The sequence below is a fragment of the Cellulomonas sp. S1-8 genome (assembly GCF_026184235.1).
GTDB lineage: Bacteria > Actinomycetota > Actinomycetes > Actinomycetales > Cellulomonadaceae > Cellulomonas.
Genome location: NZ_CP110806.1, coordinates 4,081,896 through 4,099,973 on the forward strand (window position 1 = coordinate 4,081,896; position 18,078 = coordinate 4,099,973).

Here is an 18,078-nt window from a genome sequence, read left to right on the forward strand (position 1 = left end):
TGCCGGCGCGTGCCGGGCGTCAGCTCCCGGCGGGGCCGCTGCTCGCGCGGACGACGAGCTCGGGGACCAGGGTGGTGCCGACGACCGGGCCCTGCGCGACGACGAGCTGCGCGGTCAGGGCGGCGATCTCGGCGGTCGGCTGGCGCACCGTCGTCAGCGGCACCGCGGCCGTCCGGGCGAGGTCGACGTCGTCGTGCCCGACGATCGCGACGTCCTGCGGGACGCGCACCCCCGCCGCGAGCAGCTCCTGCAGGATGCCGACCGCGAGCACGTCGTTGCCCGCGAGCACACCGTCGGGCCGGCGCGAGGCGGGCTGCGCCGCGAGGTCCGCACCGATGCGCCGTCCCTCGTCGAGGTCCAGGCGCGCGACCTCCACGACGCGCAGCTCGACCCCGTGGGCCGTCGCGACGCCGCGCGCCCCCGCGAGCCGGTCGGCGACCTGCGTGACCCGTTCCGGGCCGGGCACGGCGACGAGCCGTCGGCGCCCGCCGTCGACGAGGTGCTGGGCCGCGAGCCGGCCGCCCGCGACGTGGTCGAGCGTCACCGAGGGCAGCACACCGGTGGGGTCCGCGGCGTCGACGAGGACGACGGCCGTGCCGCGGCGCTGCAGGTCGTGCAGGGTCGACAGGTCCGCGTCGCAGGGCGTGACGACGACGCCGTCGAGCCGCAGCTGCTCGAACAGGCCGAGGAGCGAGCGCTGGCGGTCCGCCGAGCCGTGGCTCGACGCGACCAGCGCGGTCATGCCCTGCGGGTCGAGGCGCTGCTCGACCGCCCGGACGACCGACGCGAGGAACGGGTCGGCGGCGTCGACGACGCACACGCCGACCAGCTGGGACCGGCCGCGGCGCAGCTGCTGCGCCGGCAGGTGCGGGACGTACCCGAGCTCGTCGACCGCGCGCTCGATGCGGGTGTGCAGCTCGCGGGACATGCGCTCGGGGCGGTTGAGGAAGTTGGAGACGCTCGCGGCGGAGGCGCGCGCGTGCCGGGCCACGTCCTGGATCGTCGCGCGCCCCACCCTGCCCACCCCCTCGAGCCACGTCGGCACAGCGGCACCGGACCCCTGCGGGCCGGCGCACCGCGGTTGACGTGCAGGAACGGCGGCGCGCCAGTCTGCCACCGGGTGCCGTCGGCCCGCGCGTCCAGTCCACGGCCCCCCGCGCATCCGGGGGAAGGAAATGGGCAGATACGCGCCCACTTCCCCGGGCGGTGTCGGATTTCTTCGCCCACTGTGCGGTTCACGCGCCGGGCGAGGGCGGGTACCGCGGGGCGGATGATGGGGGCGTGGCGGAGATCGCGGAGCTGGCGGCGGCGGTGCGGGAGTTCTCGCAGGAGCGCGACTGGGAGCAGTTCCACGACCCCAAGTCGCTCGTGCTCGCGCTCGTCGGGGAGGTCGGGGAGCTGGCCGAGCTCTTCCAGTGGGTGCCTGCCGACCAGGCCGTCGAGCGGTTCGCCGCCCCCGACCGGCGGGCCCGCGCGGCGCAGGAGATGGCCGACGTGCTCGTCTACCTGGTCCGCCTCGCGGACGTCCTCGGCGTCGACCTGGGCGCCGCGGCCCGCGCCAAGCTGGCGGACTCCCACACCCGCTTCCCCCCGGAGCACCACCGCGGCGTCGCCCCCCACAAACCCTGACCCCCGTCGTCGAGTGGCGGGTCAGTCGGGGGTGGCGATGGCGTCGAGGACGCGGAGGCGGGCCGCGCGGGCTGCCGGCCACGCCGCGGCCAGCACGCCCACCACGAGTGCCAGGGTCATCATCACGGCCAGGCCGTCCCACGGGACGACCAGCGTGTCCAGGCCCTCCTCGGCGTAGACGCGCGGCAGCACGGACGCCAGCCCCACCCCGACGACGAGCCCGACGACCGTGCCGAACACGGCCGTCAGCACCGACTCGACCGTCACCACCCCGGCGAGCTGCAGCCGCCCCAGCCCGACGGCCCGCAGCAGCCCGATCTCCCGGGTCCGCTCGATCACGGACAGCGCGAGCGTGTTGACGATCCCGAGCACGGCGATGACGAGCGAGAGCCCCAGCAGCGCGTAGAGGATGACGAGGAGCTGGTCGACCTGCGCGGCCATCTGGTCGACGAACTCGTCGCGGTCCTGCACGGACACCACGACGTACGGCGCGACGGCGGCCGCGACGGCCGTGCGCAGCTCCGCGGGCGTGACCCCGGACGCGGCGTCCACGAACACGGTGTCCGTGGTCTGCGCGAGCCCGGGCGCCATCGCGTCGAGGACGTCCTGCGTGACGACGACCGACCCGCTCATGACCCGCGTGTCGATGACGGCAGCCACCTCCAGGGTCCGCTCGGCGGTCGCGGTGGTCACGGTCAGCTCGTCGCCGACCGCCCAGCCGTCCCCGGCGACGCTCGCGTTGACGACGGCATGGGTGTCGTCGAGGTCGTCGACGTCGCCGTCCAGCACCTCGACGACGAGAGCCGAGCCCAGCACGTCGGGCCGCAGCCCCACGACGACCGCGCCGTCGCCGTCGCCCGGGGCGACGCCCGGCGCCGGCGACGCGCCGCCGAACGTGAACGCGATCGCGTCCGCGCGGCCGACCTCGGGCAGCGCGTCGACGTCGGTGACGGCACCCGCCGGGATCGCGGAGGTCGCGGACCGCAGCACGAGGTCCGCGTTCGTCGCGCTCTGGACGACCTGCACGAGCGAGGCCTGCGCGGTCGCGGCGATCACGGACACGGCGCCCACGAGCGCCATGCCGATGACCAGCGCACCCGCGGTCGCCGCGGTGCGCCGGGGGTTGCGCACGACGTTGCCCTGCGCGAGCCGGCCCACCGGCGGCAGCGTCCTCGCGAGCGGCACGGCGAGCACCCGCAGCACGGCGTGCGCCAGCGTCGGCGACGCGATCAGCACCCCGACCAGGACGACGGCCGCGCCGCCGCCCAGCAGCGTCTCGGCGGCCGCGGCGCCGGGACGCAGCGCCGCGTACGCGACCCCGGCGACGCCGAGCGCCACGACGACGCCACCGGCCAGCCCGCGGCGGTGCAGCGACCGCTCCGGCACGCTGGTCTCGCCGCGCATCGCCTCGACGGGGGCGACCAGCGCGGCCCGGCGCGCGGGGACGGCGGCGGCCACGGCCGACACCAGGGTGCCGAGCACGAGGCACGTGACCACGGTCGTCGCGTCGAGCGGGACGTCGCCGACGAGGTCCATGCCCACGCGCTCGAACACGACGCGCAGCACGCCGACCAGCGCGACGCCACCCGCGACGCCCAGCGCCGACCCGACGAGCCCGACGACGGCCGCCTGCCCCACGACGACGCCGAACACCTGCGCGGGTGACGCCCCGACGGCGCGCAGCAGCGCGAACTCGCGGACCCGCTGGCGCACCGACATCGCGAACGTGTTGGCGATGAGGAACCCGCCGACGAACAGCGAGACGACCGCGAAGATCAGCAGGAACGACGTGATGAACCCGAGGCTCTGGTCGATGTCGGCGCTCAGCTCGTCGCGCAGGGACTGCCCGGTGACGACCTGGGTGCCGGCCGCGTCCGCCACCGTGCCGTCGTCGAGCGCGGCGGCCACGCGGTCGGCCAGCGTCTGCTCGTCCACCCCGTCCTGCGCGTGGACGGCGATGCTCGCGACCGTGCCCTCGGGCGCGAAGGCGGCCGTGACCACGTCGACCGGCAGGTACACCAGCGTCGCGCCCGCCAGGGGGCCGCCCGCGTCGACCTCGCCGACGACGGTCACGTCGCGCACCTCGCCCGAGATCACCACCCGGGTCGCGTCCCCCAGCGCCAGCCCCGAGGACTCGAGCGTCGCCGACTCCACGGCGATCTCGTCGGCGGCGACGGGCCCGCGCCCGGCGCGCAGGTCGAGCCCCGGGTCGCGCTCGTCGAACGCGACGCCGAACGACGGCGCCTGCGTGGACTGCACGGCCGTGCCGTCGGCGCCGACGAGGACGATCGGCCCGGCCAGGTCCGGCAGCGCGACCCGCACACCGTCGAGGCCCGACAGCTCCGGGGCGAGCGCCGCCGGCACGGGCGTGCGCTGCTCCCCCAGGGTCGTGCCGCCGCCCGTGTCCCCGCCGCCGGGCAGGACCCCGTCGCCGCGGACGTACACGGCGGCGGGCGCCTGGGCGTCGACGATGCCGTGGAACGTGTCGGACAGCATGGTCCGCAGCGCGAACGTCCCGGCGACGAACGCGACACCGAGCGCCACGGCCAGCACGGACAGCGCGAACCGCACCGCGTGCGCGCGGACCCCGCGCAGCGTGACCCGCAGCATCAGCGCACCTCGGTGGGGGCGGAGCCGGCGGAGGCGCCGGCGGGGGCGGCGGACGGGCGCCGGGTCAGCGCCCCGAGCCGCTCGAGGACCGCCGCGGGCGTCGGGTCGGCGAGCTCGTCGACGATGCGGCCGTCGGCGAGGAACAGGACGCGGTCGGCGTACGACGCGGCCGTCGGGTCGTGCGTCACCATGACGACGGACTGCCCGAGCTCGTCGACGCTGCGCCGCAGGAACGACAGCACCTCGTGCGCGGACACCGAGTCCAGGTTGCCCGTCGGCTCGTCGGCGAAGACCACGGCGGGCCGGGTGACCAGCGCCCGCGCGCAGGCGACGCGCTGCTGCTGCCCGCCGGACAGCTCGCCCGGCTTGTGGTGCAGCCGGTCCGCGAGTCCGACGGCCTGCACGACGGCGTCGAGGTGGTCGCGGTCGACGGGCCGGCGCGCGATGTCCAGGGGCAGGGTGATGTTCTCGAGGGCCGTGAGCGTCGGCACCAGGTTGTACGCCTGGAACACGAAGCCGATGCGATCGCGTCGCAGCCGCGTGAGGCGCCGCTCCGACATCGACGACACCTCCTCGCCGTCGACGACGACCGTGCCCGCGGTGGGCCGGTCGAGACCCGCGAGACAGTGCATGAGGGTCGACTTGCCGGACCCGGAGGGGCCCATGGTCGCGGTCAGACGGCCGCGCTGGACGTCGAGGTCGACGCCCGCGAGCGCGTGCACCGCGGTCGGGCCGGAGCCGTACGTGCGGACGAGGCCCCGGGCCGTGGCGATGGGGGCGTCGAGCCGGGCGCTGTCGGTGGTGGTCACGTGGATCATCGTGCCGCCGCGGCGCCGGGCACGACACCCTGGACGCGCCCGGAACCGACCCTGAGCGTGCGGGCGTCCGCACTCAGGGTGCCCGGCCGGACGAAAGGCCTGGTCAGGGGGCTGTGACGCCGTGCTACCGCGACGCCGACACACCGAGGCGACCCCGGGTCCGGTAGGGCTACCTCCCGGGACGGACCGGGGGTCTCCCCGGTTCCGCCGGGTGCGGTGCACGCAGCAGGCTGGTCCCGACGGGCCGCACCGCGCGGCCCGCCGACCCGGAGGTCCCCATGTTCGTGCTCCGCCGCACCGCACGCGTCGCCGGCGCCGTCGTCCTCGGCGGGGGCCTGGCGTTCGCCGCGCAGCCGACGCTCCTCAGCGAGCTGGCCCGTCCGCTGGTCGCGACGCTGCTCGGGCTCGGCGGCTGAGCCGCTCGTCCGCGCCTGTTCCGCCCGACGTGAGCGCGAACGTCCCGCCCGGCGCGGACGCGAACGTCCCGACCGTCACCCCCACGACGGTGGCGCGCTGCTGCAGCAGCGGCACGGCGGGCGCCGCGCACGCGCGGGGGACGGTGGGTGGGGCGGGCCGGCCGAGGCCGAGCAGGTCGAGCGCGCCCCGCACCAGCGCCTCGAGGTCCGCGACGTCGGGACCGGGGCCCAGGGCGTTCATCGGGGCCGGCTCGACGGTCAGCGTGGGCGGTCCGCTCAGCAGGACGCCGACGACCTGCCCCAGGTCGCCCCCGTCGACCACCGAGCCGGGGGTGTACGCGGGGGGCGCGACGAACGCGTACCCCGACGACGTGCCGGCGCCGCGCGCGTACGCCTGGCCCACGGGGTCCGGCGCGTACCAGCCGCGCCCCGTCGTGGGCTGCCACGCGGACGGCGCGACGGGGACCATCGTGCAGCACGGGTAGGTGAGCGTGACGACGCTGCCGTACGGGCCGGCGACGCGGACGACGACCGTGCTGCCGCCGCCCTGCAGGGAGTCCGCGAGCGCCGCGAGCGCGGTGTTCACGGCGTAGGCCGGCACGGTGCCGGCGGGGATCGCGCCCGTCACGGGGTCGACGGTCCGCATGCCGCCCGCGCCGTCGGGCGGGTCCGCGAGGACGGCCCGCAGCCGCGCGAGCCCGGCCAGCGCCGCGGCGGCCTGCCGGGCGGCCGCGGGCGACCCGGCGTCGGCGGCCGCGACGGTCCACGTGAGGTCGGCCAGGAGCGCCGCGTACGCGTCGGGGAACCCGCCCGACGGCGTCAGCGCCACGAGCCCCGGGGCGTCGCCCGGCACGACCCGGGCGCTGACCCAGTCGTAGGTGGCGGCGTTGAACACCTGGTTCGGGTTCTGGTACCACCAGGCGAAGTCCCCCTGCGCCGGGTACTGCACGAGCTCGACCGCCGCGTGGTAGAGCAACCAGGTCTGGGCGTTGATCGCGTCCCGCACGTCGGTGTACGCGGGCAGACCGGACGCCCCGGCGCAGATCGTTGCCGACCTGCCCCGGGGCGCCGACCCGCGACCCGCGCCCGGGAGGGCACCCGGGCCGGTCGCGGCGTCCGTCACGACGACGGGGCCCCGGCGACGAGCCAGATGAACGGCGCGCCCACCTCCCAGGCGTCGAGGCTGCGGAACAGCGCGCTCTTGACGTTGCGGAGGATCTCCGTCTGCTGCGCGGTGCGCCGCGGACCGGGCGTGACGATCGCCTGCGCCGTCGGGTTGACCAGCACGGTGGACATCGTGCTCGGCGCCGGCACCCCGTTGCGCTGGATCTGCAGGTTCGCGTGGCCGGTGGCCGTGTACCCCTGCAGGTCGAGCCGGGTGGTCCCGATCGAGACGATCAGACCGACCGCACCCCAGACGTCCGCGTAGTCGAGCGCGTGGATGCACGCGCTGGCGTCGGCGTAGAGGGCGTTGCCGTGGGCCGGCGACGGACCTGCCATGACCGCGCCCTGTGCGATGTTGATGGGCATCGTCCTACCTCCTTCTAGCGGGTGACGCCGGGGTTGGCGACCGCAGCACCGATGACGTACGCGGTCTTCTGGGCCTGCGGGACGCTCGTGACCTCGGGCGAGGCGGAGAACGTGACCGTGAACGAGCTGTCGTCGGAGCCCTTCTCGAAGGAGCTGCCGTACGCGCCCTGGCTGAAGCTGCCGAGCTTGATGAACCCGAACAGCGTCAGGTTGCCGCTGACGTGCTCGTCCCACGACTGCTCGAAGCTCGAGAAGTCGGCCTTCTCGTAGTGGATGGTGATGGTCGGGTAGTTGGCGATCAGGACGTTCGTCAGCAGCCCGAACCCGCCGCCGTCGGCGACGGGACCCAGCGCGTACGGCGGCGGGTTGAGGAACGTGAAGCCCGTGACGTCCTTGCCCTCGTTGGCGACGGCCTGGGCGACGGGGTCCGGGGAGTAGAACCCGACGTTCGTCGCCTGCTGCCACGGCGTGGGCGCCACGCCGACCATCGAGTAGCCCGCGTAGCTGATCGTCACGGAGCACTCCGTGCTCGTCCCCGACGACTTCGCCATGTCGTAGCTCGCACCCGCCTCGGTGCTGAACTCCAGCCACGAGCCCACCGAGAACCCGACCTGCCCCTCGACGTCGACGTTGACGCTGCTGCCCGACGACTGGGTCGTCGTCATCGAGATGTCGATCGTGCGACCGGTGTTGCTGAGGTCGTTGTTGATCTGCGCGATCGACGAGGACACCGACCAGCCGACGTTCACGCCCGGCACCAGGGCACCGGTGTTCGGGTCGAACGTCGAGATGCCGCCCGTCGCGGCGCTCGGCGACTGCGTGTTGGCCTTGAGCTGCCGCAGCACCCACGCGCCGTTCTGGATCTGGTCGGTCAGCCCGAGGACCGGCTGCATGATGCTGAGGTACAGCGACACGTCCGTGAGCACCTGGTCGGCGCCTGCCGGAGCGGCCGGCAGCAGGGTGCGCAGGTTGCGGGCCTGCGACATCTGCGTGTACGTCACGGGGGTCGCCGTCCCGCTCCACAGGGTCCCCAGGACGTGACCGATGACGTAGTCGATGTTGGTGGTGACGTTGGCGGCGGTCCGCTGCGCGTCGGTGATGGTGCCGAACTGCGTCTGGTAGTCCGCGACGACGGTGCCGCCCTGGACGGACGCGTCGGACTGCGCCTTGGTCAGCCGTGCCTGATCCGCGGTGCTCAGCGTGAACACGAGGGCGTTCAGCACCGTGGAGTAGGCGTTCGCGAAGCTGCCGCCGGTCGACAGCGCGACCGTGCCGTCGATCTGCCCCGGCGTGACGAGCGCGTTGACGTACTGGTAGGTGGCGTCGTTGAGCACCTGGTTGCCGTTCTGCCAGTTCCACGAGAAGTCGCCCTGTGCCGGGAACTGCACCGGGTACAGCGTCGACTTGAACGTGTCCTGGACGGCGGCCATCGCCTTGGACTGGAGTGCGGAGTAGAACTGCGTTCCACCCGTGGTGTCGACCATGTCGGTCCCCCCTGCATCTGCCGGGACCCCCCCTGACGGCGACCCCGTGCACCTCCCACCGTCGTGACCGACGACGCGCGCGACATCGTCAAGACTGATGTGGCGTCGCCTCACAGGTCGTGCAGGTGCCGCCGGGCGGCGTCGATCGCCGGCACCGCGCCGAACGCGTGGGCGCGCGCGACCGCCGCGAGCTGCGAGGTGGTCCCCGTCTTGTCCAGGACCGCGCGGATGTGCGAGCGCACGGTCGGCAGCGCCACGTGGTCCGCACGGGCGATGTCCGCGGCCGACATCCCCCGCATGAGGGCGCCCAGCACGTCGAGCTCGCGCGGCGTGAGGGACGCGAGCGCCGCCGCGTGCGCGACACGGCGCCGCAGCCGCGCCAGCAGCCCACGCCGGTCCGGCCACGTCGCCGGGTCGCCGAGCAGACCGTCGAGCGCGCGCACGAGGTCCGGGAGCGGCTGGTCGCCGTCGAGGGCCGCGACCGCGCCCCGCTCGACCGCCGCGGTCAGCACCCGCAGGTCGGCGCGCCGCCCCACGACGACGACGGGTGCCTCCGCGCTGCGCAGCGACGCCGGCGGCGGACCCGGCGGCAGACGTCCGCGCGCGTCGACGACCAGCACCACCCCCGCCTCGTGGTCCTGCCGGACCTCGTCGTCGAGCAGCTCCCAGTGCTCCGTGCGCACCGCTCTCCAGCCCGTCGCCGCGAGCGCCGGTGCGAGCGCCGCACCCAGCACGACGTGCTCGGACACCACCACGACCGTTCTCGACCGGGCACGCGGTCCCCCCCTGCGTGTCACCCTGCGAACGTCTCGCGCTCCCCGGTCGATCCGTCCGAGGCGCGGCGCGGGAGCCGGCAGGGCCGTCCCCTCCTAGGCTGGTGCCATGGCCCGGTACCTCGACGTGCACCCCACGGACCCGCAGCCCCGGTCGATCGCGCAGGTCGTGGCGATGCTGCGCGACGACGCCGTCATCGCCTACCCGACCGACTCGATGTACGCGCTGGGGACGCGCCTGGAGAACCACGACGGGGCGGACCGCATCCGCCGCATCCGGCACCTCGACGACACCCACCACTTCACGCTGGTGTGCGCGGACTTCGCGCAGCTCGGGCAGCTCGTGCACCTCGACAACAGCGCGTTCCGTGCGATCAAGTCCGCGACGCCCGGGCCGTACACGTTCATCCTGCTGGCGACGCCCGAGGTGCCGCGGCGCCTCGCGCACGCGAAGAAGCGGTCCGTGGGCGTGCGCATCCCCGACGACCCGGTGGCCCTCGCGATCCTGCGGGAGCTGGGCGAGCCGCTGCTGTCGTCGTCGCTGCTGATGCCGGGCCACGACTGGCCGATGACGGAGGGCTGGCAGATCAAGGAGGAGCTCGACGACGTGCTCGACGCGGTCGTGGACGCGGGCGACCGCGGCACCGAGCCGACGACGGTCGTCGACTGGACGTCCGGTGCGCCGGAGGTCGTCCGCGTGGGCGCGGGCGACCCGTCACGGTTCTGACGCGGGAGGCGTGGTGACCCGGTCCGCGTCAGGACGCGCGTGGTGACCCCGGGCGGCGGCGCGGCACCCGGGCCCACGTCCCCCGCGGGCGTCGCGGCCGCGGCCACCGCCGCCCCCGACCTGGCGACCCTCGACCACGCGGTGACGACGTGCCGCGCGTGCCCGCGGCTCGTCGCGTGGCGCGAGGCGGTGGCGGCCGACCCACCGGCGCGGTACCGCGGGCAGACGTACTGGGCGCGCCCCGTCCCCGGGTTCGGTGACCCGCGGGCGCGCGTCGTCGTCGTCGGGCTGGCGCCCGCCGCGCACGGCGCCAACCGGACGGGCCGGATGTTCACGGGCGACCGGTCCGGGGACTTCCTGTTCGCAGGCCTGCACCGCGCGGGCCTGGCGTCGCAGCCCACGTCGACGGCCGCGGACGACGGCCTGACGCTGCACGACGTGCGCGTCACGGCACCCGTGCGCTGCGCTCCCCCCGCCAACGTCCCGACGCCCGACGAGCGCCGCACCTGCGGGCCGTGGCTGGCCCGCGAGCTCGCGCTCGTCGCGCCGCGGGTCGCGGTCGTGCTCGGCGGGTTCGGGTGGCAGGCGCTGCTGACGACGCTCGCCGAGCAGGGCTGGACGGTGCCGCGACCCCGCCCGGCCTTCGCGCACGGCGCCGAGGTGACGCTGCACCACGCGGCCCAGGCGCGGGATCTCACCCTCCTCGGGTGCTACCACGTGAGCCAGCAGAACACCTTCACGGGGCGGCTCACCCCCGCGATGCTCGATGCGGTGCTGCACCGCGCCCGGGAGGTCATCCCATGAGCGGACCCGGGTCCTCCTGAGGGGGGACCCGCCGCACGGCCCTCACGCTCTACGCTCGCGGCCGTGAACGTGCTGGTGACCGGAGGAGCCGGATACATCGGGGCGCACGTCGTCGACGCGCTGCTGCGCAGCGGCCGCGGCGTCGTGGTGGTCGACGACCTGTCGACGGGGCGCGCGGACCGGGTGCCCGGCCTGCCGCTCGTCCAGGTCGACCTCGCGACCCCCGGGTCGCCCGACGTGCTCGTCGAGACGATGGACACCTGGGACGTCACCGCCGTCGTGCACCTCGCCGGCCGCAAGAAGGTCGGCGAGTCGGTCGCGCGGCCCGCGTGGTACCACGAGCAGAACGTCGGCGGCACGGCGCACGTCCTGCGCGCGATGGCGTCCGCCGGCGTCCCGCACCTGGTGTTCTCGTCGTCCGCCGCCGTGTACGGCAGCCCCGCCGTGGCGCTCGTCGACGAGGACACGCCGACGCACCCCATCAGCCCCTACGGCGCGACCAAGCTCGCGTGCGAGGACCTCGCCGCGCGCGCCGTGACCGACGGCGTCGGGTCGTTCTCGCTGCGCTACTTCAACGTCGCCGGCGCCGGCTCGTGGTTGCTGCGCGACGACGAGGAGGCGAACCTCGTGACGACCGTGCTCGGCCGCCTGGCGCGGGGCGAGGCCCCGCAGGTCAACGGCGACGACTACCCGACGCCCGACGGCACGTGCGTGCGCGACCTGGTCGACGTGCGGGACGTCGCCGACGCGCACGTCGCTGCCCTGCGCGCGCTGGAGGGCGCGGCCACGCCCGCCGCGGAGGTCCTCAACGTGGGGACCGGGTCCGGGGTGTCGGTGCGCGAGGTCGTCGACCGGCTGTGCGCGCTCGACGGGCACGGCCTGCCGGTCGAGGTGCTGCCGCGGCGTGCCGGTGACCCCGCGACGGTCGTCGCCGCGGTGGGCCGCGCGCGCGACCGGCTGGGCTGGCAGGCGTCGTACGGCCTGGACGACGTGCTGCGCAGCGCCTGGTCGGCGGCCCGCGGCGAGCAGGCGGGCGCCGAGCAGGCGGGCGCCGAGCAGGCGGGCGCCGAGCAGGTCAGTCGTGCGCGCTGACCTGATCGGGCTCGGCGAGGGTGTCGGCGGCACCGAAGCGGGCGACCGTCAGCGCACCCCCCAGGACCAGCGCGAACGCGACGGCGGCCAGCACGCCGCGACCGGGCAGCGCGCGGTCGCCGACGAGCAGCAGCCCGAGCGCCGCGCCCAGGCACGTCTCGGTCGCGACGGTCGCCGCGGTCACGGGCACGACGGGGGCGCGCCGCAGCGCGAGCGCGGTCAGCGCGAGCGCCAGCACGCCGCCGAGGCCCCCGGCCCACAGCGCGGGGTCGAGCAGGAGCCGCGCGGGCCGGGACAGGTCGACGACGTGCGCGGCGAGCGCGAGCAGCGCGTACCCGCAGCCGGCGGCGACCGCGAGGACGAGGCCCGTGCGCGGCGACGGGGGGCGCGCGGCGACGCGCCACGCGACGACGCCCAGCATGAGCGCCGCGGCCAGCAGCCCGAGCGGCACCCCCGCCGCGGGCGCCGCCACGGGTGCGGGGGCGACGCTCAGGGCCAGGCCCACGAGCCCGACGCCCAGCGCGACCAGACCCCACGCGTCCCGTCGGCCGAACCGCGCACCGAGCACCAGGACCGCCAGGACCGCGGCCACGGCGAGCCCGGAGGCACGCCCGGCCTGCACGAGGAACAGCGGCAGGGTGCGCAGCGCCACGAACGACAGCCCGAACCCGAGGACCACCAGGGCCAGTGCCGCGAGGTACGCGGGCGACCCCAGCAGCCGACGCACCAGCGTCGCGCCGAGCCCCGCGTCGTGAGGCAGCCGCCGTGCGGCGACGGCCTGCAGCACGACCGCCGCCCCGGAGCACAGCGCGGCACCTCCCACGGCCAGCAGACCCGTCACCCGCAACCTCCGTCGTGTGGACCCGCGGCCACGATGTCACCCGGTCGGGGACCAACCTTCCGGGCCGCTGGGACGTCTCACCTTATGGGGGTCACGACCGCCGCCGGGCACACCCGGCACGAAGGGCAGGGGAACTGGTGGGAACGGTCATGACCAGGCAGGACACGCCACCGGAGGCGCCCGACCGGCGTGCGGGTCGGCGCGCGGCGTGGCGGTACGGGGGGGTGGTGGCGGCAGCCTTCACGGTCCTCGTGGTCGCGCTCTCGGTCGTCGTCGCGCTGTCGACGCGCGCCCAGCGCCGCCAGGACCCCGAGCTCCTCGGGCCGTCCTGGCTGGACGGGTGGTACCAGTACGACGCGGCCTGGTACCTCGGGATCGTGCGCGGGGGCTACTCCTACTCGCCCGGGCAGCAGTCGTCGGTCGCGTTCTTCCCCGCGTACCCGCTGAGCGTGGGCGCGCTGGGCGACGTCCTCGGCGACCACCAGGTGGCGGGGCAGCTGCTGACCGTCCTGTGCGGCCTGGTCGCCGTCGTCCTCTTCGCGCTGTGGGCGCGGCGGCGGCTGCCGCGGCGGTCGGCCGTCATGGCGGTCGCGGTCCTGCTGCTCTACCCGTACGCGTTCTTCCTGTACGGCCCGATGTACGCCGACGCGCTGTTCCTGCTCAGCGCCGTCCTGGCGTTCGTGCTGCTGGAGCGGCGCTGGTACCTGGCCGCGGGCCTCGTGGGCGCCGTCGCGACCGCGGGACGGCCCGTGGGCGTGGCGGTGGCCGTGGGGCTCGTCGTGCGGACGCTGGAGATCCTGGCGGAGGACCGCCGGGCCGCGCGGGAGGCCGCGTCGGAGGCCGGGTCCGAGGTCGCGTCGGTGCCCGCGTCCGAGGTCGTGTCCGAGGCCGGCGGCGCCGTCGAGGCGGTCGCACCGGGCGGCGTCGACGCGGCGCCGGTCCGCCCCGGGTGGCGCGACCTGGTCGCGGCCGTCCGGGACGTCCGCCTGCGGCACGTCGGCGTGCTCGTGTCCGGGCTGGGGCTCGTCGGGTGGTGCGTGTACCTGTGGCTGGCGTTCGGGCACCCGCTGGCGTTCGTCGAGGTCGAGTCCGCACCGGGCTGGAACCAGGGCGTCGGGCCGCGCACGTGGTTCAAGATCGTCTATGCGGGCACGCTCATCAAGGGCCCGTACGACGTCGCGCTGCTGCTGACCCTGCAGGCCCTGGCCTGCCTGTGCGCCGTGCTGCTGCTGCGCCGCGTGCAGCGGCTGTTCGGGTGGGGGTACGCGGCGTTCACCGCCGTGGTGCTCCTCATCCCCATCATCGGGACCAAGGACTTCATGGGCACGGGCCGGTACGTGCTGGTCGCGTTCCCCGTGCTTGCCGCGGCCGGGGACTTCCTCGCGACCCGCAGCCGGCGCTGGGTCGCACCCGTCACGCTGGTCGTCTGCGGCATCCTTCTCGTGGTGCTCACGTTCTTGTTCGGCAGAGGGGTGGCAGTGTCATGACGTCCACACGGGGGCCGGGGCCGCTGGCCCGCATCTCCGTCTTCTTCCCGATGTGGAACGAGGAGGAGTACATCGAGCGCGCCGTGACCGCGGCGTCGGTGACGTGCCGCGAGCTCGTCGAGAGCGGTCAGGTGATGGACTACGAGGTGATCGTCGTCGACGACGCCTCCACTGACCGCACGCCTCAGATCGCCGCCGCGCTGGCGGCGGACGACGAGCACGTGCGCGTCGTGACCCATCCCGTCAACCGCAAGCTGGGCGGCTCGATGCGCTCGGGGTTCGAGGCGGCCAAGGGCGACGTCGTGCTGTACACCGACGCGGACCTGCCGTTCGAGATGCGCGAGCTGGTCCGCGCGCTGCGCGTCCTGCAGACGTACGAGGTCGACATCGTCAGCGCCTACCGCCTGGACCGCACGGGCGAGGGCCCGCGCCGCGCCGTCTACTCGTTCCTGTACAACGGCCTGGTGCGCGCCATGTTCGGGACCCACGTGCGCGACGTGAACTTCGCGTTCAAGCTCGTCCGGCGTGAGGTGCTCGACCACGTCGCGCTGCGCAGCGAGGGGTCCTTCATCGACGCCGAGCTGCTGGTGCGCGCGCAGAAGGCCGGCTTCCAGGTGCTGCAGATCGGCGTGGACTACTTCCCGCGGACCCGCGGGGTGTCGACGCTGTCGTCGCTGGGCGTGATCCGCACGATGCTCTCCGAGATGTGGACGCTGCGGCGCGAGCTGCGCACCCTGCCGGCGCGGCCCACGAAGTGAGCCGGCTGCTCGTCGTCACCGCCGACGACCTCGGCCTCACGCCCGGGGTCAACGAGGCCGTGCGCCGGGGGCACGTCGACGGCGTCGTCACCGCGACGTCGCTGCTCGCGGTCGGCACGGCGTTCGACGACGCCGCCCGCCTGCTGCGCGACCACCCGACGCTCGAGCTCGGCGCGCACCTCGCGCTCGTCGGCGAGGACCCCCCGCTGCTGTCCGCACGCGAGGTCCCGACCCTCGTCGACCGCGACGGCCGGTTCCCCCTGAGCTACCGGACGGTCGTCGCGCGCGGGCTGGCGGGGCGCATCGACCCGGACGACGTCCGGCGCGAGCTCGGCGCCCAGCTCGAGCGCGTGCAGGGCGTCGGCGTGCCGGTCACGCACCTCGACACCCACCAGCACACGCACCTGTGGCCGCTCGTGGGCCGGGTCGTCACCGAGCTCGCGCTCGCGGCGGGCGTGCCGGCGGTGCGGCTGCCGCGCAGCCGGGCGGTCGGCGCGACGGGCGTCGGCGTCGGCGTCCTGAGCCACGGCCTGCGCCGCCGCCTGGCGCGCGCCGGCCTGACCACGACCGACGACTACGCGGGCCTCGACGAGGCGGGCGCGATGGACGAGACCCGGCTGGCCGCGACGCTGCGGGCCGCGGCCGCCCGCGGCGCGCGCACGCTCGAGGTCAACGCCCACCCGGGGGTCGCGGACGACCCGCAGGCCGCACGGTTCGCGTGGGGGTACCGGTGGGCGGACGAGCTCGCCGCGCTGACGTCGCCGGGCACGCGCGCCCTCCTCGACGCGTGCGGGTACCGCCTGACAGGCTTCGCCGGGCTGGGCGCGTCGGACGCCCACGACGCGGAGGGACGGGCATGACACGACGACCGGACGCTGCCGGGAGGAGCGCCCTCGCGCTGTACGCCGACGCCCCCTGGCAGGAGCGCGCGCACGTGCACGTGCGGTGGTGGAGCGCGCCGTTCCGCCGCCTCGAGCGCCTGCTGCCCGCCACCGGCCCCGTCCTGGAGATCGGTTGCGGGCACGGGCTGTTCAGCGCGTACGCCGCGCTGTCGGGGCCGGGCCGACGGGTCGTCGGTGTGGACATCGACGCCGACAAGATCGCCGCCGGGGCCGGGGCCGCCGCCCGCGTGCCGAACCTCGAGCTCGCCGTGGCGCCCGACGGCGCCGTCCCGCCCGGGCCGTGGGCCGCGGTCGTCGTCGTCGACGTGCTGTACCTGCTGCCGGCCGACGCCCAGCGCAGCCTGCTGGCCGCCGCCGCCGCGCAGGTCGCGCCCGGTGGGCGGCTCGTCGTCAAGGAGATGGGGGCCTCCCCCGCCTGGAAGGTCCGCTGGAACCGCTGGCAGGAGACGCTGTCGGTGCGGGTGCTGCGGATCACGGCGGGGTCGACGACGTTCACGTTCGTGCCCCCGGACGTCATGGCCGGGTGGCTGCGCGACGCGGGCCTGACGGTGACGGCCACCCGCCTGGACGCCGGGCGCGTGCACCCGCACCACGTGCTCGTCGGCGAGCGCGCGGCGGTCTGAGGGCGCGAGGGCGCAGGTCAATCGAGCAGCGCGGCCGCCACGACGTAGCCGTTGGCGAGCACGTGCAGCGCGACCGTCAGCCAGGCGTTGCGGTACCGGGACCACAGGTACCCCGCGACGACCCCGAGGGTCAGGCCCTGCACGACGACCGCGCCCGCGACCTCGACGAGCGGCCCCTGGCCGTGCCGCGAGCCCACGTGCATGAGCGCGAACACCAGCGCGGCCACCGCGATGCCGCCCCAGCGGCCCAGCAGCGCCTCGAGCCGGGTCTGCAGCCACACCCGGTACAGCAGCTCCTCGCCGACGCCGGCCGTCAGCGCCGTCGCGACCGCCGCCGCGACGAGCAGGTCGGTCGGGTAGGCGGAGTAGTCGGCGTGCCGCAACCAGGGCGCAGCCTGCGCGAGGGCGGTCCACACGAGCACGACGACCGCGGGCGCCCACCAGCGCCACGCGGCACGCGGCCACGCCGTGCGCAGCGACCCGCGCGTCGCCAGCACCACCAGCCCGGGCAGCGCGACCACGACCACGATCTTGACGAGGTGGTAGGCGGCGGACGCCGCGACGTCGGTCGCGGCGACGACCACGGGGAACGCCGCCGCGCAGGTCAGCAGCGCCGCGACGGCCACCACGACCCGGCGGGTGCCGGGTCCGCCCGGCGCGATCACCGGCGCGAGCGTCGGCGCCCGCGGCGGCAGCACGCGGACCAGCACGAGCGCGACCGCCGTCGGCAGCAGCAGGTGCCAGTACGGCACGGTCGGCGCCCCGGGGTCGGCCGAGCTCCGCAGCCCGTCGGGCGCGACGACGAGCAGGAGCACGAGCGCGGCACCGGCCACCGCCGCGAGGCCCGCCGCGAGCGCGGCCCCCGTGCGCGGCAGCAGAGGCCCTGCCGTGGGGACGGTGGCAGGTGTCGGGACGGTGCCGGGCGTCGGGACGGACGCGGAAGACGGTGCGGGCATGTCCCGCACGGTGACAGCGCCGGGGGCACCTGCGCGTCGTGCGAACCGACGAGGGACGTCGCGCGGCTCCTCCGGATGGACGAGCCGTCAGCCCGGCAGCGCCTTGCGCAGCAGCGCCGTGAGCTGCCGGCGTTCCGCGTCGGTGAGGTTCGCGGCGGCCGCCCTCGGGAACTCGAAGGACTCCTCGAAGACGCCGTACAGGTCGTCGCCGCTCGGGGTGCGCACGATCTGCCGGGAGCGCCGGTCCTGCGGGTGGGGTTCGCGGTGGACCAGCTCGCGGGCCTCGAGCCGGGAGACGATCTGGGTGATGTTGGACGCGTCGCAGCGCAGCTCCTCGGCGAGCTCGCCCATGCTGCGGCGGGTCTCGACGCGCCCGAGCACGCAGGCCTGGGCGGTGCTGAGGTCGTGCTCGCCCGCCGCGGCCTCCCATGCCTGGTTGTAGGCGTCGACGAACGCGAACATCGCCTGCTCGACGTCGGTCCCCGCGGTCGCGGGCACGGAGGGTACTGCCATGAGGCGATCGTAAGCCTGCACGCGAGTCACGCTCCGATCAAGTGCTTGATTCACTCAAGGAACTCTGCCACGCTCTCCATGAGTCAATCAAGTAAGTGGTGCCGGGCACGCGCGG

At 75.5% G+C, this 18,078-nt stretch carries 19 protein-coding genes; 9 read left to right on the forward strand and 10 right to left on the reverse strand.

Annotated features, from left to right (window positions below; translation table 11 throughout):
- Positions 1 to 19: 19 nt before the first annotated feature.
- A complete protein-coding gene (locus tag OKX07_RS18360) occupies positions 20 to 1,015 on the reverse strand; it encodes a LacI family DNA-binding transcriptional regulator (RefSeq protein ID WP_265629441.1) in 996 nt (331 codons plus the stop codon).
- A 266-nt stretch (positions 1,016 to 1,281) separates the two neighbouring features.
- On the opposite strand from OKX07_RS18360, the gene OKX07_RS18365 reads away from it, so the two are divergent.
- Entirely contained in the window at positions 1,282 to 1,629 is a 348-nt protein-coding gene (locus OKX07_RS18365) for a nucleotide pyrophosphohydrolase (protein ID WP_265629442.1), read from the forward strand.
- A gap of 21 nt (positions 1,630 to 1,650) precedes the next feature.
- Here OKX07_RS18365 and OKX07_RS18370 read toward each other — a convergent pair whose 3' ends face one another.
- Positions 1,651 to 4,239 carry an ABC transporter permease gene (locus OKX07_RS18370; RefSeq protein ID WP_265629443.1) on the reverse strand — a complete coding sequence of 863 codons (2,589 nt, stop codon included), beginning with the start codon at positions 4,237 to 4,239 and terminating at the stop codon, positions 1,651 to 1,653.
- The gene (locus OKX07_RS18375; protein WP_265629444.1) at positions 4,239 to 5,057 is read right to left on the reverse strand and encodes an ABC transporter ATP-binding protein; all 819 of its coding nucleotides are present in this window, start codon (positions 5,055 to 5,057) and stop codon (positions 4,239 to 4,241) included. Before OKX07_RS18375 ends, OKX07_RS18370 begins: the two co-directional genes overlap by 1 nt.
- A 278-nt stretch (positions 5,058 to 5,335) precedes the next feature.
- On the opposite strand from OKX07_RS18375, the gene OKX07_RS18380 reads away from it, so the two are divergent.
- On the forward strand, positions 5,336 to 5,473 hold the full coding sequence (locus tag OKX07_RS18380; protein WP_265629445.1) for a hypothetical protein: 138 nt from the start codon (positions 5,336 to 5,338) through the stop codon (positions 5,471 to 5,473).
- Here the strand turns inward: OKX07_RS18380 and OKX07_RS18385 are convergent.
- From OKX07_RS18385 to OKX07_RS18400, 4 genes are all read right to left on the reverse strand, one after another.
- Complete coding sequence (locus tag OKX07_RS18385) at positions 5,421 to 6,479, reverse strand: hypothetical protein (RefSeq protein WP_265629446.1); 1,059 nt, start codon at positions 6,477 to 6,479, stop codon at positions 5,421 to 5,423. The two genes, OKX07_RS18380 and OKX07_RS18385, sit on opposite strands and share 53 nt — an antisense overlap.
- A gap of 113 nt (positions 6,480 to 6,592) precedes the next feature.
- The gene (locus OKX07_RS18390; protein WP_265629447.1) at positions 6,593 to 7,003 is read right to left on the reverse strand and encodes a hypothetical protein; all 411 of its coding nucleotides are present in this window, start codon (positions 7,001 to 7,003) and stop codon (positions 6,593 to 6,595) included.
- A 14-nt stretch (positions 7,004 to 7,017) separates the two neighbouring features.
- A complete protein-coding gene (locus tag OKX07_RS18395) occupies positions 7,018 to 8,487 on the reverse strand; it encodes a hypothetical protein (RefSeq protein ID WP_265629448.1) in 1,470 nt (489 codons plus the stop codon).
- Positions 8,488 to 8,597: 110 nt separating this feature from the next.
- The gene (locus OKX07_RS18400; protein WP_265629449.1) at positions 8,598 to 9,236 is read right to left on the reverse strand and encodes a helix-turn-helix transcriptional regulator; all 639 of its coding nucleotides are present in this window, start codon (positions 9,234 to 9,236) and stop codon (positions 8,598 to 8,600) included.
- A 133-nt stretch (positions 9,237 to 9,369) separates the two neighbouring features.
- On the opposite strand from OKX07_RS18400, the gene OKX07_RS18405 reads away from it, so the two are divergent.
- The 3 genes from OKX07_RS18405 to galE all read left to right on the forward strand — a co-directional run bounded on the left by OKX07_RS18405 (position 9,370) and on the right by galE (position 11,883).
- The gene (locus OKX07_RS18405; RefSeq protein ID WP_265629450.1) at positions 9,370 to 9,987 is read left to right on the forward strand and encodes an L-threonylcarbamoyladenylate synthase; all 618 of its coding nucleotides are present in this window, start codon (positions 9,370 to 9,372) and stop codon (positions 9,985 to 9,987) included.
- A gap of 39 nt (positions 9,988 to 10,026) precedes the next feature.
- Positions 10,027 to 10,791: a uracil-DNA glycosylase gene (locus tag OKX07_RS18410; protein ID WP_416220799.1), complete on the forward strand. Its 765-nt coding sequence runs from the start codon at positions 10,027 to 10,029 to the stop codon at positions 10,789 to 10,791.
- 63 nt (positions 10,792 to 10,854) lie between these two features.
- Positions 10,855 to 11,883 carry a UDP-glucose 4-epimerase GalE gene (gene galE, locus OKX07_RS18415; protein ID WP_265629451.1) on the forward strand — a complete coding sequence of 343 codons (1,029 nt, stop codon included), beginning with the start codon at positions 10,855 to 10,857 and terminating at the stop codon, positions 11,881 to 11,883.
- Here galE and OKX07_RS18420 read toward each other — a convergent pair.
- Complete coding sequence (locus OKX07_RS18420) at positions 11,867 to 12,724, reverse strand: hypothetical protein (protein WP_265629452.1); 858 nt, start codon at positions 12,722 to 12,724, stop codon at positions 11,867 to 11,869. The genes galE and OKX07_RS18420 overlap by 17 nt on opposite strands.
- Before the next feature lie 149 nt (positions 12,725 to 12,873).
- On the opposite strand from OKX07_RS18420, the gene OKX07_RS18425 reads away from it, so the two are divergent.
- The 4 genes from OKX07_RS18425 to OKX07_RS18440 are packed head-to-tail and all read left to right on the forward strand — an operon-like array spanning position 12,874 to position 16,494.
- Entirely contained in the window at positions 12,874 to 14,211 is a 1,338-nt protein-coding gene (locus OKX07_RS18425) for a glycosyltransferase family 39 protein (RefSeq protein WP_265629453.1), read from the forward strand.
- Entirely contained in the window at positions 14,208 to 14,969 is a 762-nt protein-coding gene (locus OKX07_RS18430) for a glycosyltransferase family 2 protein (RefSeq protein ID WP_265629454.1), read from the forward strand. The genes OKX07_RS18425 and OKX07_RS18430 overlap by 4 nt, the downstream gene beginning before the upstream one ends.
- The gene (locus OKX07_RS18435) at positions 14,966 to 15,829 is read left to right on the forward strand and encodes a ChbG/HpnK family deacetylase (protein ID WP_265629455.1); all 864 of its coding nucleotides are present in this window, start codon (positions 14,966 to 14,968) and stop codon (positions 15,827 to 15,829) included. The genes OKX07_RS18430 and OKX07_RS18435 overlap by 4 nt, the downstream gene beginning before the upstream one ends.
- Positions 15,826 to 16,494 carry a class I SAM-dependent methyltransferase gene (locus OKX07_RS18440; RefSeq protein WP_265629456.1) on the forward strand — a complete coding sequence of 223 codons (669 nt, stop codon included), beginning with the start codon at positions 15,826 to 15,828 and terminating at the stop codon, positions 16,492 to 16,494. Before OKX07_RS18435 ends, OKX07_RS18440 begins: the two co-directional genes overlap by 4 nt.
- Positions 16,495 to 16,511: 17 nt before the next feature.
- On the opposite strand, the gene OKX07_RS18445 is transcribed toward OKX07_RS18440, so the two are convergent.
- Both OKX07_RS18445 and OKX07_RS18450 read right to left on the reverse strand, forming a co-directional pair.
- Positions 16,512 to 17,450, reverse strand: a complete 939-nt coding sequence (locus tag OKX07_RS18445) for a CPBP family intramembrane glutamic endopeptidase (protein WP_265629457.1) — start codon at positions 17,448 to 17,450, stop codon at positions 16,512 to 16,514.
- A gap of 87 nt (positions 17,451 to 17,537) precedes the next feature.
- Positions 17,538 to 17,963 (reverse strand): MarR family winged helix-turn-helix transcriptional regulator, encoded by a 426-nt coding sequence (locus OKX07_RS18450; RefSeq protein WP_265629458.1) that lies wholly within the window; start codon positions 17,961 to 17,963, stop codon positions 17,538 to 17,540.
- Positions 17,964 to 18,078: the final 115 nt, after the last annotated feature.